This window comes from Brevundimonas olei (assembly GCF_037055245.1).
Lineage (GTDB): Bacteria > Pseudomonadota > Alphaproteobacteria > Caulobacterales > Caulobacteraceae > Brevundimonas > Brevundimonas olei.
On record NZ_CP146369.1, the window covers coordinates 280,482 to 299,064 of the forward strand.

Annotated in this window: 19 protein-coding genes and 1 tRNA gene; 8 read left to right on the forward strand and 12 right to left on the reverse strand. The window is 69.7% G+C overall.

The window, feature by feature from the left end; all coding sequences use genetic code 11:
• Window positions 1–72 precede the first annotated feature (72 nt).
• Window positions 73–1,401, forward strand: a complete 1,329-nt coding sequence (locus tag V8J38_RS01335) for a PQQ-dependent sugar dehydrogenase (protein WP_338577559.1) — start codon at window positions 73–75, stop codon at window positions 1,399–1,401.
• A 22-nt stretch (window positions 1,402–1,423) separates the two neighbouring features.
• On the opposite strand, the gene V8J38_RS01340 is transcribed toward V8J38_RS01335, so the two are convergent.
• Together V8J38_RS01340 and metK are read right to left on the reverse strand one after the other, a co-directional pair.
• Entirely contained in the window at window positions 1,424–2,653 is a 1,230-nt protein-coding gene (locus tag V8J38_RS01340; RefSeq protein WP_291780334.1) for an argininosuccinate synthase, read from the reverse strand.
• A 197-nt stretch (window positions 2,654–2,850) separates the two neighbouring features.
• A complete protein-coding gene (gene metK / locus V8J38_RS01345; protein WP_338577561.1) occupies window positions 2,851–4,050 on the reverse strand; it encodes a methionine adenosyltransferase in 1,200 nt (399 codons plus the stop codon).
• A 243-nt stretch (window positions 4,051–4,293) separates the two neighbouring features.
• Between metK and V8J38_RS01350 the strand changes: the two genes are divergently transcribed.
• The gene (locus V8J38_RS01350; protein ID WP_338577563.1) at window positions 4,294–5,556 is read left to right on the forward strand and encodes a Glu/Leu/Phe/Val dehydrogenase; all 1,263 of its coding nucleotides are present in this window, start codon (window positions 4,294–4,296) and stop codon (window positions 5,554–5,556) included.
• A gap of 107 nt (window positions 5,557–5,663) precedes the next feature.
• The gene (locus V8J38_RS01355) at window positions 5,664–5,888 is read left to right on the forward strand and encodes an oxidoreductase (protein ID WP_338577565.1); all 225 of its coding nucleotides are present in this window, start codon (window positions 5,664–5,666) and stop codon (window positions 5,886–5,888) included.
• A gap of 63 nt (window positions 5,889–5,951) precedes the next feature.
• Here the strand turns inward: V8J38_RS01355 and V8J38_RS01360 are convergent.
• The 3 genes from V8J38_RS01360 to hemC all read right to left on the reverse strand — a co-directional run bounded on the left by V8J38_RS01360 (window position 5,952) and on the right by hemC (window position 7,719).
• Window positions 5,952–6,027, reverse strand: a tRNA-Thr gene (locus V8J38_RS01360).
• A 47-nt stretch (window positions 6,028–6,074) separates the two neighbouring features.
• A complete protein-coding gene (locus V8J38_RS01365; protein ID WP_338577567.1) occupies window positions 6,075–6,770 on the reverse strand; it encodes a uroporphyrinogen-III synthase in 696 nt (231 codons plus the stop codon).
• A gap of 4 nt (window positions 6,771–6,774) precedes the next feature.
• Window positions 6,775–7,719: a hydroxymethylbilane synthase gene (gene hemC, locus V8J38_RS01370; protein ID WP_422388303.1), complete on the reverse strand. Its 945-nt coding sequence runs from the start codon at window positions 7,717–7,719 to the stop codon at window positions 6,775–6,777.
• A gap of 47 nt (window positions 7,720–7,766) precedes the next feature.
• Between hemC and tsaD the strand changes: the two genes are divergently transcribed.
• From tsaD to V8J38_RS01385, 3 genes are read left to right on the forward strand one after another with little or no spacing between them, the layout of a single operon-like run.
• The gene (gene tsaD, locus V8J38_RS01375) at window positions 7,767–8,903 is read left to right on the forward strand and encodes a tRNA (adenosine(37)-N6)-threonylcarbamoyltransferase complex transferase subunit TsaD (RefSeq protein WP_422388304.1); all 1,137 of its coding nucleotides are present in this window, start codon (window positions 7,767–7,769) and stop codon (window positions 8,901–8,903) included.
• Between the two features lie 41 nt (window positions 8,904–8,944).
• Window positions 8,945–9,943 (forward strand): NAD(P)H-dependent glycerol-3-phosphate dehydrogenase, encoded by a 999-nt coding sequence (locus V8J38_RS01380; RefSeq protein WP_338577569.1) that lies wholly within the window; start codon window positions 8,945–8,947, stop codon window positions 9,941–9,943.
• Window positions 9,943–10,332, forward strand: a complete 390-nt coding sequence (locus tag V8J38_RS01385) for a Rieske (2Fe-2S) protein (protein WP_291780304.1) — start codon at window positions 9,943–9,945, stop codon at window positions 10,330–10,332. Before V8J38_RS01380 ends, V8J38_RS01385 begins: the two co-directional genes overlap by 1 nt.
• A gap of 22 nt (window positions 10,333–10,354) precedes the next feature.
• Here the strand turns inward: V8J38_RS01385 and V8J38_RS01390 are convergent, their stop codons facing one another.
• The 6 genes from V8J38_RS01390 to V8J38_RS01415 all read right to left on the reverse strand — a co-directional run bounded on the left by V8J38_RS01390 (window position 10,355) and on the right by V8J38_RS01415 (window position 15,301).
• Complete coding sequence (locus V8J38_RS01390) at window positions 10,355–10,513, reverse strand: hypothetical protein (RefSeq protein WP_223850640.1); 159 nt, start codon at window positions 10,511–10,513, stop codon at window positions 10,355–10,357.
• 72 nt (window positions 10,514–10,585) lie between these two features.
• Complete coding sequence (locus V8J38_RS01395) at window positions 10,586–11,050, reverse strand: phasin family protein (RefSeq protein ID WP_338577573.1); 465 nt, start codon at window positions 11,048–11,050, stop codon at window positions 10,586–10,588.
• 29 nt (window positions 11,051–11,079) lie between these two features.
• Window positions 11,080–11,859 carry a creatininase family protein gene (locus tag V8J38_RS01400; protein WP_338577575.1) on the reverse strand — a complete coding sequence of 260 codons (780 nt, stop codon included), beginning with the start codon at window positions 11,857–11,859 and terminating at the stop codon, window positions 11,080–11,082.
• Between the two features lie 84 nt (window positions 11,860–11,943).
• Window positions 11,944–12,543, reverse strand: coding sequence for a TetR/AcrR family transcriptional regulator (locus tag V8J38_RS01405; RefSeq protein ID WP_338577577.1), 600 nt, complete (start codon window positions 12,541–12,543; stop codon window positions 11,944–11,946).
• Window positions 12,543–14,093 (reverse strand): DHA2 family efflux MFS transporter permease subunit, encoded by a 1,551-nt coding sequence (locus tag V8J38_RS01410; RefSeq protein WP_422388305.1) that lies wholly within the window; start codon window positions 14,091–14,093, stop codon window positions 12,543–12,545. Before V8J38_RS01410 ends, V8J38_RS01405 begins: the two co-directional genes overlap by 1 nt.
• A 62-nt stretch (window positions 14,094–14,155) precedes the next feature.
• Window positions 14,156–15,301 (reverse strand): HlyD family secretion protein, encoded by a 1,146-nt coding sequence (locus V8J38_RS01415; protein WP_338577581.1) that lies wholly within the window; start codon window positions 15,299–15,301, stop codon window positions 14,156–14,158.
• A gap of 138 nt (window positions 15,302–15,439) precedes the next feature.
• On the opposite strand from V8J38_RS01415, the gene nth reads away from it, so the two are divergent.
• Entirely contained in the window at window positions 15,440–16,204 is a 765-nt protein-coding gene (gene nth / locus V8J38_RS01420; RefSeq protein WP_422388306.1) for an endonuclease III, read from the forward strand.
• Between the two features lie 152 nt (window positions 16,205–16,356).
• Here the strand turns inward: nth and V8J38_RS01425 are convergent, their stop codons facing one another.
• Complete coding sequence (locus V8J38_RS01425) at window positions 16,357–17,247, reverse strand: transporter (RefSeq protein ID WP_338577582.1); 891 nt, start codon at window positions 17,245–17,247, stop codon at window positions 16,357–16,359.
• A gap of 124 nt (window positions 17,248–17,371) precedes the next feature.
• On the opposite strand from V8J38_RS01425, the gene V8J38_RS01430 reads away from it, so the two are divergent.
• Window positions 17,372–18,406 carry an adenosine kinase gene (locus V8J38_RS01430; protein ID WP_338577583.1) on the forward strand — a complete coding sequence of 345 codons (1,035 nt, stop codon included), beginning with the start codon at window positions 17,372–17,374 and terminating at the stop codon, window positions 18,404–18,406.
• Window positions 18,407–18,583: the final 177 nt, after the last annotated feature.

Sequence of the window (18,583 nt, forward strand, 5' to 3'; positions counted from 1 at the left end):
GCCGGCCGGTCGACCGGAGATGGCCGCAGGTTGGCCTTGCCATGGGCCGAGCGCAAGCGTCAGCATGGACCGATGAAATCGAACCTTTCCGCTGTTTCCGTCGTCGCCGCCGCCTGTGTCGGCGCCCTGGCTCTATCGACCGGCCTGACGCCGAGCGAGGCGCGGGCCCAGGCGGGAGGGCGGGCCTATGCGGTTCAGGGCGATTGCGACGGCCGCCCCGCGACCGGGGTGCGCATGGCGCCGGGTTACTGCCTCGGGCTGGTGTGGCAGGGGGCGGGACGGGACGGGCCGCGGATGCCGCGCGGCCTGACGCCGCTGGACGGCGGCGACTGGCTGGTCACCGATCTGGGGGCGTGGGAGGCGGGCAAGGGGGCGGTGTGGCGGCTGTCGTTCGCGGCGGACGGCGCGGCGCGCTGGCGACGGCTGGCGGGCGGACTGTCGATGCCGCACACGGTCAAGCGCGGGCCGGACGGGCGCATCTATGTGTCCGAGATGAACCGCATCCTGACGCTGGACCCTGACGCCGCCGATGCGCAGGCCAGCGTCCGCACCGTCATCGGCGACCTGCCGGACAACCGGCTGCACGACAATCGCCACCCCCTGTCCAGCTTCGTCTTCGACGGGAACGGCGACCTGCTGGTCAATGTCGGGGCGCCCAGCGACCGCTGCCTCGACGCGGCGGGCAAGCCGAAGACGGACGCGCGCGGGGCCTGCGTGGAAGATGCGGCGACGGCGCAGGTGCGTCGCCACGCCTATCTGGGGGACGGCCGCTGGGCGGAAGACAGCAGCGTCTTCGCCAGCGGACTGAGGAACTCCATCGCCCTTGTGCGGCACCCGTCGGGCACGGTGCTTCAGGCCGAGAACTCGGTCGATCTGGACACGCCGGATCATCCCTATGACGAGATCAACGTGCTGACGCAGGGGCGTCACTACGGCTGGCCCTATTGCGTCGATCTGGCCACGCCCCTGCCGGGCTGGCCCGCGCGTCAGGCGCGCTGCAACGAGCGCGAACGGCCGATCGCCCTGCTGCCGCCGCACGCCGCGCCGCTGGACCTGATCTATTACGACGGGGCGATGTTCCCCGAGTTGCAGGGACGGCTGCTGATGACCTGGCACGGCTTCCGCCGCACGGCCGGGCGCATCGTGGCGGTCGAGACGGACGAAGCCGGGCGGCCCCTGACCGACATCGGCGGGCGCTACGCCATCTATCCGCGCGGGGCGCTGTCCTACCCGGCGGGGGCGCCCAGCGTGAACGGCAAGGTGCTGACGCCGGGCTGGGACAAGGTCGCCGGGCGCCATCCGCGCGGCTCGCCGGTGACGATGGCGACGGCGCCGGACGGCTCCATCTGGGTCACGGATGACAGAAGCCGGGCGATCCTGAGAATCGCCCGGCCCCGGTAGGCTTGGGTTTCAGGAGGGCGTTTTAGCCCTTCTGGCCGTCCCGCTTGGCCAGGACGCGCAGGCGCAGGGCGTTCAGCTTGATGAAGCCTTCGGCGTCCTTGTGGTCGTAGGCCTGGACGCCTTCCTCGAAGGTCACCAGGTCCTGGTCGTAGAGGCTGTTGGGGCTCTCGCGGCCGATAACGGTGACGTTGCCCTTGTAGAGCTTCACGCGGACAACGCCCGAGACCTTCTGCTGGCTGTGGTCGATGGCGGCCTGCAGCATCTCGCGCTCGGGGCTGAACCAGAAGCCGTTGTAGATGAGCGAGGCGTATTTCGGCATCAGCTCGTCCTTCAAGTGCATGGCGCCGCGATCCAGGGTGATCGACTCCATGCCGCGGTGGGCGGCCAGCATGATCGTGCCGCCGGGGGTCTCATAGACGCCGCGCGACTTCATGCCGATGAAGCGGTTCTCGACCAGGTCCAGACGGCCGACGCCGTTGTCGTGGCCCAGCTGGTTCAGCTTCGTCAGCAGGGCGGCGGGTGACAGGGCCTCGCCGTCGATGGCGACCGGATCGCCCTTTTCATAGGTGATGGTGATGACGGTCGGCGTGTCGGGCGCGGCTTCCGGCGAGATGGTGCGCTGGTGCACGAACTCGGGCGCCTCGACGGCCGGGTCTTCCAGCACCTTGCCCTCGGACGAGGAGTGCAGAAGGTTGGCGTCAACCGAGAAGGGGGCCTCGCCGCGCTTGTCCTTGGAGATGGGGATCTGGTGCTTCTCGGCGAAGTCCAGCAGGGCCTCGCGGGACTTGAAGTCCCACTCGCGCCAGGGGGCGATGACGCGGATGTCGGGCTCAAGGGCGTAGTAGCCGAGCTCGAAGCGGACCTGGTCGTTGCCCTTGCCGGTGGCCCCGTGACAGACGGCGTCGGCGCCGACCTGACGCGCGATCTCGATCTGGCGCTTGGAGATCAGCGGACGGGCGATCGAGGTGCCTAGCAGATACTGGCCCTCATAGACGGTGTTGGCGCGGAACATCGGGAAGACGAAGTCGCGCACGAACTCCTCGCGCAGGTCGTCGATGAAGATGTTCTCGGGCTTGATGCCCAGCTTCAGCGCCTTCTCCTTGGCGGGGGCGAGTTCTTCACCCTGGCCCAGGTCGGCGGTGAAGGTCACCACCTCGGCGTTATATTCCGTCTGCAGCCACTTCAGGATGATCGACGTGTCCAGCCCGCCCGAATAGGCGAGGACGACTTTCTTGGGGGCGGGCTTGCTCATCGGTCGGGGAGTCCTTTCAGGAGCCATGTCAGAAGGCGGGGGAGGCGGTTTGGCGCGCTTAAAGGACCAGACGCGCCGCGATGCAAGTGTGCGATTGAGGGCGCGATGGCGGCGTCGCCTCCCGAATGCGTCGAGGGCGCCGCGAACAGATCCGCGACGCCCCGGTTTCAAGCTGTGTTATCAGCCGCTTAAGGAGGTCAGGCGGCCAGAGCCTTGAGCTGGTCGACCAGGTCGGTCCTCTCCCAGGAGAAGCCGCCGTCGGCGTCCGGCGTGCGGCCGAAATGGCCATAGGCGGCGCTGCGTCGATAGATGGGCTTGTTCAGGCCCAGGTGCTCGCGGATGGCGCGCGGCGAGGCGCCGCCGATCAGCCTGGGCAGTTCGCGCTCCAGCACCGCCTCGTCGATCTTGCCCGTGCCGTGCAGGTCGACGTGGACCGACAGGGGCTTGGACACGCCGATGGCGTAGCTGATCTGGATGGTGCAGCGGTCGGCCAGACCCGCCGCGACGACGTTCTTGGCCAGGTAGCGGCAGGCATAGGCGGCCGAGCGATCGACCTTGGTCGGGTCCTTGCCCGAGAAGGCGCCGCCGCCATGCGGGGCCGCGCCGCCGTAGGTGTCGACGATGATCTTGCGCCCGGTCAGGCCGGCGTCGCCGTCCGGCCCGCCGATGACGAAGGTGCCGGTCGGGTTGATGTGCCACTCGGTCTCGGCGGTGATGAAGCCTTGCGGCAGCACCTGTTCGACATAGGGCTTCACGATGGCCGCGACCTGGCCCTGGCTCAGGTTGGCCTTGTGTTGGGTCGAGACGACGATGGAGGTCGCGCGCACCGGGCGGCCGTCTTCGTAGTGCAGGGTCACCTGGCTCTTGGCGTCAGGCTCAAGGCCCGGCTCCTTGCCCGAGTGACGGGCTTCGGCCAGGGCCTTCAGGATATTGTGGCTGTAGGCCAGGGTGGCCGGCATCAGCTCCGGCGTCTCGTTCGAGGCGTAGCCGAACATGATGCCCTGATCGCCCGCGCCCTCGTCCTTGTCCTCGCCGGCGTCGACGCCCTGGGCGATGTGGGCCGACTGCGGGTGCAGGTGGTTCTGGAACTCCAGCGTCTTCCAGTGGAAACCGTCCTGCTCATAGCCGATGTCGCGAACCACGCCGCGCACCGTATCCTCGATTTCCTGCTCGACGCCGGGGGCCCAGTTACCTTCGACATCCATGATGCCCTTGCCGCGGATCTCGCCGGCCAGCACCACCAGATTGGTCGTCGTCAGGGTTTCACAGGCCACCCGCGCCTCGGGGTCCTTGGACAGGAACAGGTCGACGATGGCGTCCGAAATCTGATCGGCGACCTTGTCGGGGTGGCCTTCCGAGACGCTCTCGGAGGTGAAGAGGAACGACGAACGGGCCAAGACAGGCTCCTGCGTGACGGCAACGCGGCCAGACATATAAAGATATGCTTATACGTGCAAGGCGGCTTGTGTCGCGGGAATGGGGTCGGCCGGAGCTCCTGCTGCGCTCGTCGATGTCTTCGCAGTCGCACCCTGACTCTTGCGTTGCAGCATTCCGTGTGGCAGCAAAATCCACTCTTCCCCGAAAAATGAACCGGTTTCCGCCCTGGCTCCCGGGTCAATGCCTAGACATTTGGAACAATAATGCCGAATCCAAACATCCTTGACGCGGCCCTGACCCGTCTCGACGAGGCCGCCCGCCACGTGCAGATCGATAGCGATGTTCTGGAGAAGCTGAAATATCCGCGCGAGACGATGAAGGTCCGGCTGCTGATCCGGATGGACGACGGCTCGCGCAAATCCTTCCTCGCCTGGCGCTGCCGCTATGACGACACGCGCGGTCCGACCAAGGGCGGCATCCGCTTCCACCCGGCCTCCACCGCCGAGGAGGTCGAGACTCTGGCCTTTTGGATGACGGTCAAGTGCGCCGTGACCAACCTGCCCTACGGCGGCGGCAAGGGGGCGGTTCAGGTCGATCCCAAGAGCCTGTCCAAGGCCGAACTGGAGCGGCTGTCGCGCGCCTATGTCCAGGCCTTCGCCGGCATCATCGGCCCGGATCGCGACATCCCGGCGCCTGACGTCTACACCAACGCCATGATCATGGGCTGGATGGCCGATGAATACGCCTCCATCCAGGGCGAGGCCGCGCCCGCCGTCATCACGGGCAAGCCGATCGCCCTGGGCGGCTCGGTCGGGCGCGAGGACGCCACGGCGCGCGGCGGCTTCTACCTGACCTGTCACCTGACCGAGCGGCTGGGGCTGCCGCCCGAGGGTCTGCGCGTGGCCGTCCAGGGCTTCGGCAACGCCGGCCAGCACGTGGCGCGCCTGTTCCGCAGCATCGGCGCGAAGATCGTGGCCGTGTCGGATTCCGGCGGCGCCGTCCACGCCGCCTCCGGCCTGGATCTGGACGCCTTGCTGGCGGCCAAGGCGGCCGGGCGGTCGGTGGTCCAGGCCGACCACGGCGGCAAGGCCATACCGCCTGAAGAGCTGATCGCCGTCGACTGCGACGTCGTGGCCCCCTCGGCCATGGAAGACATGATCCATGACGGCAACGCCGCCTCGGTGCGGGCCAGGGTGGTGCTGGAACTGGCCAATGGTCCGATCACGCCCGAGGGCGACCGCATCCTGGCCGACAAGGGCGTGGTGGTCCTGCCCGACATCCTGGCCAACGCGGGCGGGGTGACGGTGTCCTATTTCGAATGGGTCCAGAACCGCCAGGGCTTCTACTGGACGCTGGACGAGGTCCAGTCGCGCCTCAAGACCATCATCGAGACCGAGGGCGACGCCGTCTGGGCCATCGCCGAGGACAAGGGCGTCACCCTGCGCACGGCGGCCTATATCCACGCCCTGGGTCGCCTGGCCGCCGCCATCGAGGCCCACGGCACCCAGCAGTTCTTCGCCAGCTAGGCTGTTGCCGGCCCGGCTTCGATTTCTCCAAAGCGTCGCACTTCCAACCGCTTCCCTGTCATCAGTCTTCGGCAAGGGGACGGCGACAGAAGGTTGGGAGCGCGCCCATGGACGTCTTCTATTGTCTGATCCACACGCCCGAGGCCATCACGCCCGAGCTGTGCGTCCTGCCGGGCGCCACAGAGATCGAGGCCGTGCGCGGCCTGACCGAGGTCGCGCGCGACTGGCCGCGCCTGGAGCGCATCGACCTCTATCGCGGCAACCACGAGGTCCGCAGCTTCGCCCCGTCCGATCTGGCGACGGCTGCGCCCATCCACGCCCTGGCGGCCTGACGCCCACGCGAGGCCAGGCGTCGTCGGAGGCGTCGGCGCGATCGAAACAAACGTAAGGAGAAGTGGTGCCGCTTAGGTGACTCGAACACCTGACCCCCTCATTACGAATGAGGTGCTCTACCAGCTGAGCTAAAGCGGCCCCGGCGTCGTTCACGCGAAAAGGCGCGAGCGAGCGAGGAGGGCTCTTTATACGGGCGCGGCGGGCTTGCCAAGAGCCGATAGCATCGCCGGTTCGTCGGGGGCGGCGGCGATGCGGATTTCGGTGAAATCGAACGGATGCAGGGGCGCGGCGGCGGCTTCGGAGATGCAGATGGCGATGCGGTCGGATGAGGCTGCGCGCGGCAGATCGGCGGCCAGCGCCCGGGCGGCGCGGGGCGAGTGGAGCATGACCGCATCGAAGGGCTCGGGCGCGGGGGCGTGGGTCTCGACGGCGGCGTAGACGGGCAGGCGCTGGACTGGGCGGTCCGGCAGCAGGTCGGGCAGGTCGCCCGCAGGTTCGCGCGCGCCGGGCGCCAAGAGCGGGCCGGGCGGGGCTTCGGCGGCGATCAGGCGGGCCAGGGCGTGGATGTCGCCGGAGGCCGAGCGGACGTCGGCGAAGCCCGCCGCGCGGGCGGCTTCGGCCGTGGCGTCGCCGACGGCGAAGACGGGGTGGTCGCGAAAGCGCGGGATCAGTGAGGCGAAGGCTTCGACGCCGTTGGGGCTGGTTAGGGCGAGGACGGCGACGGCGTCGGGCGAAGGGGCGGCGTCGAGGGCGCCGGGCAGGGGCGCCAGCGTCAACAGGGGCGCGACGAGCGGGGTGAAGCCCAGCGCCGTCAGCCGGTCCGCCGTGCGGGCGGCGCCCGGCTCGGCGCGCGTGACCCAGACGCGGCGGATCGGCGTCATGGCCCTAGAGCGCGATCTTCTGGTCGCCGGCGACGGTCTGGACCTGACCGCCGAGGTCGAGGCCCAAGGCGCGGGCGGCGGCGTGATCGGCGTCTGCGGTGATATCGCCCGAGCGGGTCCAGCGGTTCGCCCCGTCGGGGCTGAGCATTTCGGTGCTGAGGTGCAGGCGGCCATCCGCGATGTGAGCGTAGGCGCCGATGGCGGTGCGGCAGGAGCCTTCCAGCGCCGCCATGGCCCCGCGCTCGGCGGCGACGGCGAGGGCGGTGGGGGCGTGGTTCAGGGCGCGGGTCCAGGCGGCGTCGACGTCGCCCTCACGCGTCTGCAGGGCCAGGGCGCCCTGGCCCGGCGCGGGCAGGAAGGCGTCCAGCGGCAGGCGCTGACGGATGACCTCGCCGAGGCCGAGACGGTTGAGGCCGGAACAGGCCAGCAGGATAGCGTCGAAGTCGCCGTCGCGCAGTCGCTTCAGCCGGGTGTCGACGTTGCCGCGCAGCATTTCGATGTTCAGGTCGGGGCGCAGGGCCAGCGCCTGCGCCTGTCGGCGCAGGGAGGCGGTGCCGAAGCGGGCGCCCTGCGGCAGGTCGGCGAAGGTCGCGTAATGGTCGCTGATGAAGGCGTCGCGGGGGTCTTCGCGCTCGGGCACGGCGGCGATGGCCAGGCCGGGCGGCTGTTCGGCGGGGACGTCCTTCATCGAGTGGACGGCGACGTCGACGCGGCCGTCGAGCAGGGCTTCCTCGATCTCCTTGGTGAACAGGGCCTTGCCGCCGACCTCCAGGAGGCGACGGTCCTGGATGCGGTCGCCGGTGGTGACGATCTCGACCAGAGGGACCAGGGTTTCGACCTCGGCGTCGGGCACGCCCAGGGCGCGGCCGATGGCGCGCTGCATCATGCCGGACTGGGCCAGGGCCAGGCGCGAACGTCGGGTGCCGATGCGCAGGAGAGGTTGAGTCACGTCGAGACGCCGTTGCGAAAGAGGGGGCGGGTCGCTAACTCCGCCCAATGAAGATGGACGCGGACTATAGCAGGGCGACGGACGGGGCAACCGAACGACGGTCGGACGGATTGACCGTGCTGGGCCTCGAGACCAGCTGCGACGAGACCGCCGCTTCGGTGGTGCGGCTGTCGGCGGCGGGCGCCGAGGTGCTGTCCAGCGTCATCCACAGCCAGATCGACGACCACGCGGCCTATGGCGGGGTGGTGCCGGAAATCGCCGCGCGCAGCCATGTGGAGATGATCGACGGCGTGACGCGCCGGGCCATGGCCGAGGCCGGGCTGGACTGGAGCGCGCTGGACGGCGTGGCGGCGACGGCGGGGCCGGGCCTAGTCGGCGGGGTCATGGTGGGCCTGTCCTACGGCAAGGCGGCGGCGCTGGCGCGGGGGCTGCCGCTGATCGCGGTCAACCATCTGGAAGGTCATGCGGTGTCGGCGCGGCTGGGGGCGGAGACGGCCTATCCCTTCCTGCTGCTGCTGGTCTCGGGCGGGCACTGCCAGCTGCTGGAGGTGCGCGGCATCGGCGACATGAGCCGATTGGGCACGACCATCGACGACGCGGCGGGCGAGGCCTTCGACAAGATCGCCAAGGCTATGGGGCTGGGCTATCCGGGCGGACCGGCGCTGGAGAAGCTGGCGGCGTCCGGCGACGGGGCGCGGTTCGAGCTGCCGAGAGCGTTGTTGGGGCGGAAGGACTGCGACTTCTCCTTCTCGGGGCTGAAGACGGCGGCGTCGCGTCTGGCTCAGACCTGCGAGACGGAGCAGGATCGGGCTGATCTGGCCGATGCGGTGCAGAAGGCCATCGCGCGCCAGCTGGCCGAACGCTCCGAGCGGGCGATGAAGGATTACGCCGAGGCGCATGAGCATCGCCTCTTTGTGGTGGCTGGAGGCGTGGCCGCCAACAAGACGATCCGGCGGACGCTGGAGGATCTGGCGACGAAGCACGGCTTCGCCTTCCTGGCGCCGCCGATGGCCTATTGCACCGACAATGCGGCGATGATCGCCTTGGCGGGGGCCGAGCGGCTGGAAAAAGGGCTGACGTCGGACATCGATGTCGCCGCCCGGCCGCGATGGCCTCTGGACGAGACGCGCGCCAGCGTTGATCCTGTGCACAAGAAAACGGGCCGCAAGGGCGCCAAGGCTTAAGCGGCCTGGCTCTCGGCGGGGGTCGGGGGACCGGAGAAGACATGGAATTCCATACGGCAGGCGTAATTGGCGGCGGCGCCTGGGGCACGGCCCTGGCGCAGAGCGCGGCGGCGGCGGGTCTGGCCGTCGTCCTGCAGGCGCGCGAGCCCGAGGTGATCGAGAGCATCCGCGCGCGTCGGATGAACGACGCCTTCCTGCCCGGCGTCGAGCTGGATTCGGCCATCAACGTCACCTCGGATCTGGCGGACCTGGCTGACTGCGACCTGATCCTGGCCGTGCCGCCCGCCCAGCACATGCGCGCGACGTTGCAGGCCTTCGCGACTTACGCCCGGCCGGGTCTGCCCATCATCCTGTGCTCCAAGGGTATCGAGCGCGGCTCGCTGAAACTGATGACCGACGTGCTGGCCGAGACGATTCCGTCCGCCACGGCCGCCGTGCTGTCGGGCCCGAGCTTCGCCGCCGAGGTGGCGCGCGGCCTGCCCAGCGCCGTGACCTTGGCCTGCGCCGACGCGGCCATGGCCGAGGCCCTGGCGGGCGCTCTGTCGGGGCCGGTCTTCCGGCCCTACTACGCCGACGACCTGATCGGGGCCGAGACGGGCGGGGCGCTGAAGAACGTCCTGGCCATCGCCTGCGGCATCGTCGAGGGGCGCGAACTGGGCCGCAGCGCCCACGCCGCCGTCATCACCCGCGGCTTCGCCGAGATCGTCCGCGTGGCCACGGCCCTGGGCGGCAAGGCCGAGACGGTGGCGGGCCTGTGCGGCCTAGGCGATCTGGTGCTGACCTGCTCCAGCCCGCAGTCGCGCAACATGAGCCTGGGTCTGGCCCTGGGTCAGGGCCTCAGCGTCGAGCAGGCGCTGGAAGGCAAGCGCTCGGTGGCCGAGGGCTATGAGAGCGCGCCGGCCGTGCGCGAACTGACGCGCAAGCTGGGCGTCGACACGCCGATCTGCGAGGCGACGGCGGCGGTGCTGGCGGGCGAACTGACGGTGGATCAGGCGATCGAGAGCCTGATGAGCCGCCCGCTGAAGCCCGAGCGCGAATAGTGACCGAAGAGGGTCCGGCGGCAGAAACCCAGGAGCGCAAGCGGGTCTGGAAGACGCCGCCGAACGTGGCCCTGTGTCTGGAGGCGGACATCGCCGATCCCGGATCGCGCGGCTTCGTGCTGCAGATCGGCGAAGCCTTCTTCCACGGCTTCGTGGTGAAGAAGGACGGTCAGGTCGCGGGCTGGGTGGATCGCTGTCCGCACGCGGGGTTTCCCATTGCGGTGGAGCTGGACCGCTATCTGACGCCGGACGGGTCTCTGATCCTGTGCGGTTGGCACGGGGCGGCGTTCGAGCCCCTGTCGGGCGCCTGCGTCGCCGGACCTTGCGCGGGCGGCAAGCTGACGCCCTGGCCGGTCGAGGCCAGGGGCGGGGTCATCCGCACGGCGTAAGGGCAGAAGGGACGCTAGAGCCCTATTCCTTCGGGACTAGCTTGGGATCCTTGGTGAAGGCTTCGTCGACCTCTTCCTCGGTGATCCGCTTGGAGGGGTCGCCGGGCTGGTTGAGGTTCTGCTCCTCGGTGCCGTCGCCCATCATGCCGGGGTGGGGGTCTTTGGGGTCTTTCTCGGCCATGGTGATCTCCTCCGCATGGATGCAAAGGCAATCCGGCGACAGCGCCGGGCGTTCCATCACGCCCGCGCGAGGTCAGCGCTTCAGGCGTCGCGCATTGGCCGTGGCCGTGGCGTGGACGGGGGCCAGGGCGCGCCCCTGCGCCTTCAGCGCCGCGCCGTAGAAGGACCAGCCGTCGTGCATCGCCCGGCTCCAGGCGCCCATGGCCCAGTCCGTCTGGGCGGCGGCGAAGGCGAAGGGCGTGTCGGCGCGGGCCAGTTTGGTTAGGCAGTCGGCGGCCTCTGCCCCCTCGCGCGCGGCCAGACGCCCGGCGCGTTCGGCCAGGTCCAGCGCGCCGGCGCAGGCGGCCCCGGCCGAGGCCGTCATGGCCTCGACCTTCTCCGCGCCCATGCGGCCCAGTTCGGCGTGGTCGGCGCGCAGGGGATCGGCCAGAGCCTCGCCCATGATCTCGAACCGCCGCGAGATGACGGCGGCCGAGGCCTGGGCCAGTTCCTGACCGGCCTGGGCGTTGCGCAGGGCGCTGCGGGCCGTCTTCTGCATGGGGCTCATATGCAGACCCTGGGCTGGTTTCAGGCGACCGGCAAGACTTCTTGCGCGAAGTCGGTCAGGTCGCGGATCAGGGCCGGAACGGCGGCGTCGATGATGCGCTGGCCCTTTTCCGGGGTGGCCTGGGCCGGGTCCGAGCCGATGCGGCCGTCGGGGAAGCGGGCGCGATAGTCGTTGGCGTCGCGGATCGGGCCGAAGGGGGCGATCTTCGGCTCATAGGCGGCGGTCTTGATCCGGTCGGGATAGCCGGCCTGGGTCACGGCGATCTCGGACGGGGTGGCGTGGCTGCCGTGGCCCGTCGGGAAGATGTCCTCGCACAGCTTCTGCACGCCCGGCAGATCCCACCAGTTGCGCAGCTTCAGCACGAAGGGCGGGCGCTCGGCCCAGGGCTCGGGCGTGAAGGACCAGTCGGCGTAGATCTCGGCGAAGGCGGCTTCGATGGTGGCGACGTTGCCGCCGTGGCCGTTGAGGAAATAGATGCGCTCGAAGCCGTGGCGCGTCAGCGACGACACCCAGTCGGCGATGGCCGCCATGAAGGTCGACGGGCGCAGGGTGATGGTGCCGGGAAACGCCAGGTGGTGCTGGGCCATGCCGATGTTGAAGGTCGGCGTGACGACCAGGCTGTCGTCGCCCTTCTCCGCCGCGTGGGCGATGATCTCGGGGCACAGCCAGTCGGTGCCCAGCAGGCCCGTCGGTCCATGCTGCTCGTTCGAGCCGATCGGCACGATCACCGTCTTGGACAGCAGGGCGCCGGACTTCAGGCGCGCGTCGATCTCGGGCCAGGACGACAGGTGGATCAGCATGGAAAAGCTCCGGCGGACGGAAGGTGAGGGGATTGGGGGGCGGCTTTACGCTGATCCGCCCCCAGGGCCAACTTGGGCGCGCGTCTATTCCGGCGCGAAGGCGCGGACGAAACGACGGGCGGCCTCGCGGGCGCGGGCGGGGATGTCGTCGATCGCTGGATGGGGCAGGCCCAGGACCGAACGCAGGTGGCCGTGGCCCAGGACCATGCCGGTGAACATCTCGGCGGCGGCGACGGGATCGGGCGCGGACAGGCGGCCCAGGCGGTCCTGCTCCTCCAGCCAGACGGCCAGGCGGCGCAGGTTCTGGCCGGGACCGGCGTCATAGACGGCGCGCGCCAGCTCGGGGGCCTCGGGCGAGGCCAGGGCCATGCCGCGCAGGGCGACGCCGCGGCCCTCGATGCAGACGCGACGGATCAGGGTCTCGGCCAGGGCCGCCAGGGCGGTTTCGACATCCAGGTTCGAGGCGAGGGGGGCGACGGTCTCCTCGGAGCGTTGCGCCGCCAGGTCGCGGGCGATGGCCGTCTTGGTCGGGTAGCGGTTGTAGAGGGTCTGTTTGGACACGCCGGCGCGCCGCGCGACCTCGGCCATGGAGACCTTGGCTCCCTTCTCCCTGAACAGTTCGGCGGCGGCGCGCAGGATGGCGCGGCTCTTGTATTCATCGATCTGGCCGAGGGCGCGGGGCATCAGTGAATCTCGGAGGCTTCGGGCGAAGGGACGCTCTTCACCGGTTGGGACAACAGGGTCAGGAAGGCCGCGCAGGCGCAGCCGACGGCCAGCAGGGCGAAGGCGTCGCCGAAGGCCATCGTCGTCGCCTGCTTCTGCAACAGGCCGTACACGGCCTTCATCGCGGAGGCCTGGGGGTCGATCGAGCCCGAGAAGCGCTCGGTCAGGCCGGCGATCATGGCGCGCATCCCCTGATGGGTCTGGTCGATGGCGCTGGTCAGTTCGACCATGTGCAGGGCGGTGTTGTGGGTCAGGGCGGTGTTCAGCGTGGCCAGGCCGAAGGCGCCGCCGACGTTGCGGGCCAGATTGACCAGGCCCGAGGCGTTCTTGACCATGTGCGGCGGCAGGGTGGCCATCGTCACCTGCTGCGAGGCGATCATGGCGATCATGACGCCGCAGCCGCGCATGGCCTGGACGCCGGCGAATTCCCAGAACCCCCATTCGTCGGTGACCAGGCGGGCGTCCCACATGCCCCAGGCCGCCAGGATGAAGCCGACGAACATCAGGATGCGGGCGTCGACCAGCCGCACCAGCCGCCCGGCGAAGGGGGCGGTGGCGAACATGGCCAGGCCCGACACGATCATGGTGGTGCCGACCTCGGCCGCTGAATACTCGCGCACCCGGCCGAGAAACAGCGGCAACAGGAAGGTGCCGCCGAACAGGGCCGCGCCGACGATGAAGGTCATCAGTACCCCCACCACGAAGTTGCGGTTGCCGAAGGCGCGCAACTCCACGATCGGATTGCGGTAGGTCAGCGAGCGCCAGATGAAGGCCGGACCGCAGATCGCGGCGATGACGCTGAGCAGCAGGATGTTGTCGTCCTCGAACCAGTTTTCCTTGGCGCCTTCCTCCAGCACGAACTGCAGGCTCATCAGGAAGGCGGCCATCAGGCCCAGGCCCCACCAGTCGAACCCCTTGGCCAGGCTGGCGTCGCCCTTGTCGAAATGGGCGTAGCGCCCGACCAGGAACAGGACGATCACGCCGGGGAAGACGTTGATGAAGAACAGCCAGTGCCAGCTCAACTGCTCGGTCAGATGGCCGCCCAGGGTCGGGCCGACGGTCGGGGCCAGGGTGACGATCAGCCCCATGATGACGCTGGCGGTCACGCGCCGCTCGGGCGGGAAGGCGGTGAAGGCGACGGCGAAGACGGTGGGGATCATGGCTCCGCCGACGAACCCCTGAAGGGCGCGGAACAGGATCATCATCTCGATCGACGACGACAGCCCGACCATCACGCTCATGATCAGGAAGCCGGTGCAGGAGGCCATGAAGACGATTCGCGTCCCCCACAGCCGCGACAGATAGCCCGACAGGGGGATCATCACGACCTCAGGGATCAGATAGGCGGTCTGGATCCAGCTGATCTCATCGGCCGAGGCGCCGACGCCCGCCTGAATCTGCGGCAGGGAGGCGGCGACGATCTGGATGTCGAGAATGGCCATGAACTGGCCGATGACCATGCCGGCGAAGCCGAGCAGCAGGGCGGTCCAGTTGATCTCGGCCTGTTTCATCCCGGTCTGTTTCGTCCCGCTCTGGGCGGCGGGCGCCGCCGCGGCCGGGGGCGCCGCCTCGCTCACCGGGCCGAGCTCGGTGACGCGCTCAGGGCCTGGCTCGGAGAGGCGGCCATAGCCAGGGCCGTCTCGCCCGGATGGGCCTCGGCGAAGGCGGCGCCGCCCTGGCTCTTCAGGTCGACTTTGACCTCGACCGACAGGCCGGGCCGCAGGACGATGGGGCGGCCCGAGGCGTCGCGCTGGACGACGATGCGAACGGGCACGCGCTGGGTGATCTTGGTGAAGTTGCCGGTGGCGTTCTCGACCGGGATCAGGGCGAATTCCGAGCCGGTGGCCGGGGCGAAGCTGTCGATACGGCCGTGCAGCGACCGGCCGGGGAAGGCGTCGGCCTTGATCTCGACCTCCTGGCCCAGCCGCATCCGTCCGACCTGGGTCTCCTTGAAGTTGGCGACGACATAGACGTCCTGCAGCGGCACCACCGACATCAGCGGGCCGCCCGCCTGCACCACCTGTCCGATGCGCACGCCGCGCGCGCCGACGACGCCGGCCACGGGGGCGCGGATCAGGGTGCGGTCCAAGGTCAGTCTGGCCTGATCGACCAAGGCGCGGGCCTGTTCGACGGCGGCCACGCTCTGTTCGCGCGTCGAGCCGAGGACGGCGGCGGTGCGCTGTTGGGCGGTCAGGTCGGCCTGGGCCTGGGCGACCGAGGCGCGGGCGGTCTCGGCCGTGGCGCGCTGGGTCTCGATGCGCTGCTGCGACACCCAGCCCTGATCGGCCAGCTTGCCGTAGCGGTCGACCTCGGCGCGGGCCAGGTTCGCCTGGGCTTGGGCCTGGGTCACGGCGGCGGCGCGGGCGGCGATGGTCGCCTGCTCCTGCTGGGCGCGGGCGTCGACATTGGCCACGGCGGCGGTCAGGGCCGCCAGATTGGCTTCGGCCTGGGCCAGGGCGGCGCGGGCGTCCGCATCATCCAGTCGGACCAGAACCTGGCCCGCCTCGACGCGCTGGTTGTCCTTGACCAGGACTTCGACCACCTCGCCGCTGATGCGCGGGCTGACGGCCACGGTGTCGGCCTGGACGAAGGCGTTGTCGGTGCCTTCCCAGCGCTGCTTGCCCTGCCACCAGACGAGCCCCCCGACGATGAGGCCCACGCCGACCACGCCGGCGACGATCAGGGGCAGGCGCTTCTTGAGCAGGGCGGGGAGGGCCATGGAGGAGACAGCTCGCTTCGATTTCGGGGCGTAAAATGGACGCCGATGTCCAGAATACAAGGCGCGACTGCGATTTTTTGTCGCAGCGCGGCGCGTACGCGACGTTGACGACGCGCCCGCGGAAGGCGAAGCGGAGGCATGGCTCCGTTGAAATCCGCCTCCCGCCAGAAGAAGGCCGTTCAGAAGGCCGCTCTGACTCCGCCCCCAGGCAAGCGCTCGCGTCAGCCGAAGACGGCGCCCGTGGGCGCGATCATCCGCTGGCCGCCGGACGAGCACCGGGTGGAGGAGATCTTCGTCCGTCTGTCAGGCGTCATGCCCGATCCGAAGACCGAGCTGGACTTCGTCAATCCCTACACCCTGGTGGTGGCGGTCGCCCTGTCGGCCCAGGCGACGGACGTGGGGGTGAACAAGGCGACCAAGGCCCTGTTCGCCATCGCCGACACGCCGCAGAAGATGCTGGCCCTGGGCGAGGAGGGGCTGATCCCCCTGATCGCCTCCATCGGCCTGTATCGCACCAAGGCGAAGAACGTCATCGCCGCCGCGCGGATGCTGGTCGAGAAGCACGGCGGCGAGGTTCCGCTGAACCGCGCCGACCTGCAGGCCCTGCCCGGCGTGGGGCGCAAGACCGCCAGCGTGGTTCTGAACGAACTGGGGATCGAGCCGGCCATTGCGGTGGACACCCACGTCTTCCGCGTCTCGCATCGGCTGGGGCTGGCCAATGCGGCGACGCCGGACAAGGTGGAGGCGCAACTGCACCAGGTGGTGCCCGAGGCCTGGCTGCCCAAGGCGCACCACTGGCTGATCCTGCACGGCCGCTACACCTGTCTGGCGCAGCGGCCGAAGTGCGGCGCTTGCGTGATCTCCGACCTGTGCCCGTCGCGCGCCAGCTTCATGGGGGGATAATTTAAGAAGCCGTCACCCTCGGGCTTGTCCCGAGGGCCCATTCGTAACCAGAACGCTGCAGCGGGGCTGTTGCGCATGAGCGTAAGGGCGGTAGGCGCCAGCTTAGTCGTGCCATGGGCCCTCGGGACAAGCCCGAGGGTGACGACCGTGTTTTAGCGCTCCAGTCGGGCCCGCACCGCCTGGCCGAAGCGGGCGCGGGCGTCCGGCGCGGCGGCCAGGTAGAAGTCCGGTTCGATCAGTTCCGCCTCCATCAGCACCCAGTCGCCGTCGGCGTTCAGCGTCATGTCGATGCGGGCGTAGAGCAGGTCCTCGCCGATGGCGGCCAGGGTGCGTTCGGCCAGATCCAGCGCGCCCTGCGGCGCGACGTCCAGCGCCTGATAGCGGCCGCCGTACTGGGTCTGGATGCGGAACTCCCCCGCCGCGCCGGGGCGCTTGTTCACCACATGGCTCAGCTCGCCGCCGAAATAGAGCAGGGAGGTCTCGCCCTCCGTCTCGATGGCCTTGAGGTAGGGCTGGATCATCGTGCCGCCGACGGGGGCGTTGGCCAGGGCCATGTCCAGCGGATCGCCCGCCGTCACCCGCAGGGTGCGCCAGGCGCCGCCCGAGACGGTGGGCTTGACGATCAGGGTCTCGGCGCCGGTCGCGGCGAAGGCGGCTTCCAGAACCGCAGCGTCGACGTGGTCGGCGAAGATCGTCTGCGGGACGGCGACGCCCTTTTCCGACAGGCGGGCCAGATAGCGCTTGTCGGCGTTCCAGCGCAGAGTCTCGGCCGGATTGGCCAGGGGCGCGCCCGCCTCGGCCCAGGTCGTGCAGGCCTGGAGCCAGCGGTCGTGATCCTGATGATAGCCCCAAACCAGCAGGGGCAGGACCAGCGGATAGTCCATCAGGGCGCGGGCGTTCTCGACATGGTCGGTCCATGGGGTGGGGCGGGCCGTGATCCCCGCCGTCGCCAGCGCCTCGCCCAGCCGGTCCAGCACGCCGGGCCACAGGGTCGAATAGGTGGGGTCGGCCGGATCGGGGGTCAGGACGGCGACGTCGGTCATGGCGCGGCTCCGAAAGGCCCGACGAGGGCCGTCTGCAACAGGTCCGACGGCTTTAGGCCGGTTTTCACTCGCGGCGAAGGTCTGAAGTCTGGCGCGCGGCCGTCTGCCCCGCTATGGGGCGCGCATGACCCAAGCCCTGCCCGCCTTCGCCCAAAACGCCCGCTTCGACGTCTGCGCCCTGGGCAACGCCATCGTCGACGTCCTGGCGCCGTGCGAACCGGCCTTCCTGGAGGCCAAGGGCCTGGTTCCCGGCTCGATGCAACTGGTCGACGAGGATCAGAGCGCGGCCCTGTATGACGCCATGGCGGCGGGGGTCGAGGCGTCCGGCGGTTCGGCGGGCAACACCGTGGCGGGCGTCGGCTCGTTCGGCGGCCGCGCGGCCTATATCGGCAAGGTGGCCGAGGATACGCTGGGCGAGGTCTTCAGCCATGACATCCGCGCTGTCGGCGTCCACTTCGACACCCCCGCGCTGGAAGACGGCGCCGGCAAGGGTTTCGGCACCGGCCGTTGCCTCATCAACGTCACGCCGGACGGCCAGCGCACCATGTGCACCTTCCTGGGCGCCGCCAACCAGCTGACCACGGCGGACGTCGACGCCGCCGTCATCGGCGACAGCGCCATCGTCTATCTGGAAGGCTATCTGTTCGATCCGGCTCCGGCCCGCGCCGCCTTCGAGGCCGCCGCCGCCGCCGCCCATGCGGCGGGCCGCAAGGTCGCCATCACCCTGTCGGACAGTTTCGTCGTGCATCGCTGGCGCGCCGAGCTGCTGGAGTTCATCGAGACCTCGGCCGACATCGTCCTGGCCAATGAGGCCGAGCTGCACGCCCTGTTCGAGACCGAGAATTTCGACTACGGCGCCGCCCACCTGGGCCGCATCGTCGAGGTCGCGGCCGTGACGCGCGGCGCCGCCGGTTCGGTGCTGTTCCGCGGAGCCGAGCGGGTCGAGGTCGAAGCCTATCCCGTCGAGAAGGTCGTCGACACCACCGGCGCCGGCGATCAGTACGCCGCAGGCGTGCTGCTGGGCCTGTCGCGCGGCCTGGGCCTGGCCCAGGCCGGGGCGCTGGGCTCGCTGGCGGCGTCGGAGGTCATCGGCCACTGGGGTCCGCGCCCGATGGTCGGACTGGAGGACCTGGCGGCCCGGCACGGCCTGAGCCTTTAAAGAGGCGCGGGGCTCAAACATCGTCACCCTCGGGCTTGTCCCGAGGGCCCATGGTCCGGCGATGCGGGACGACAGGCTGTTCCAGCGTAGGCGTGAAGGCGGCTCACCGACAGGGATGGCTCCGCACTGGGTCCTCGGGACAAGCCCGAGGATGACGGAAAGAAAGAGAAGAGCCGC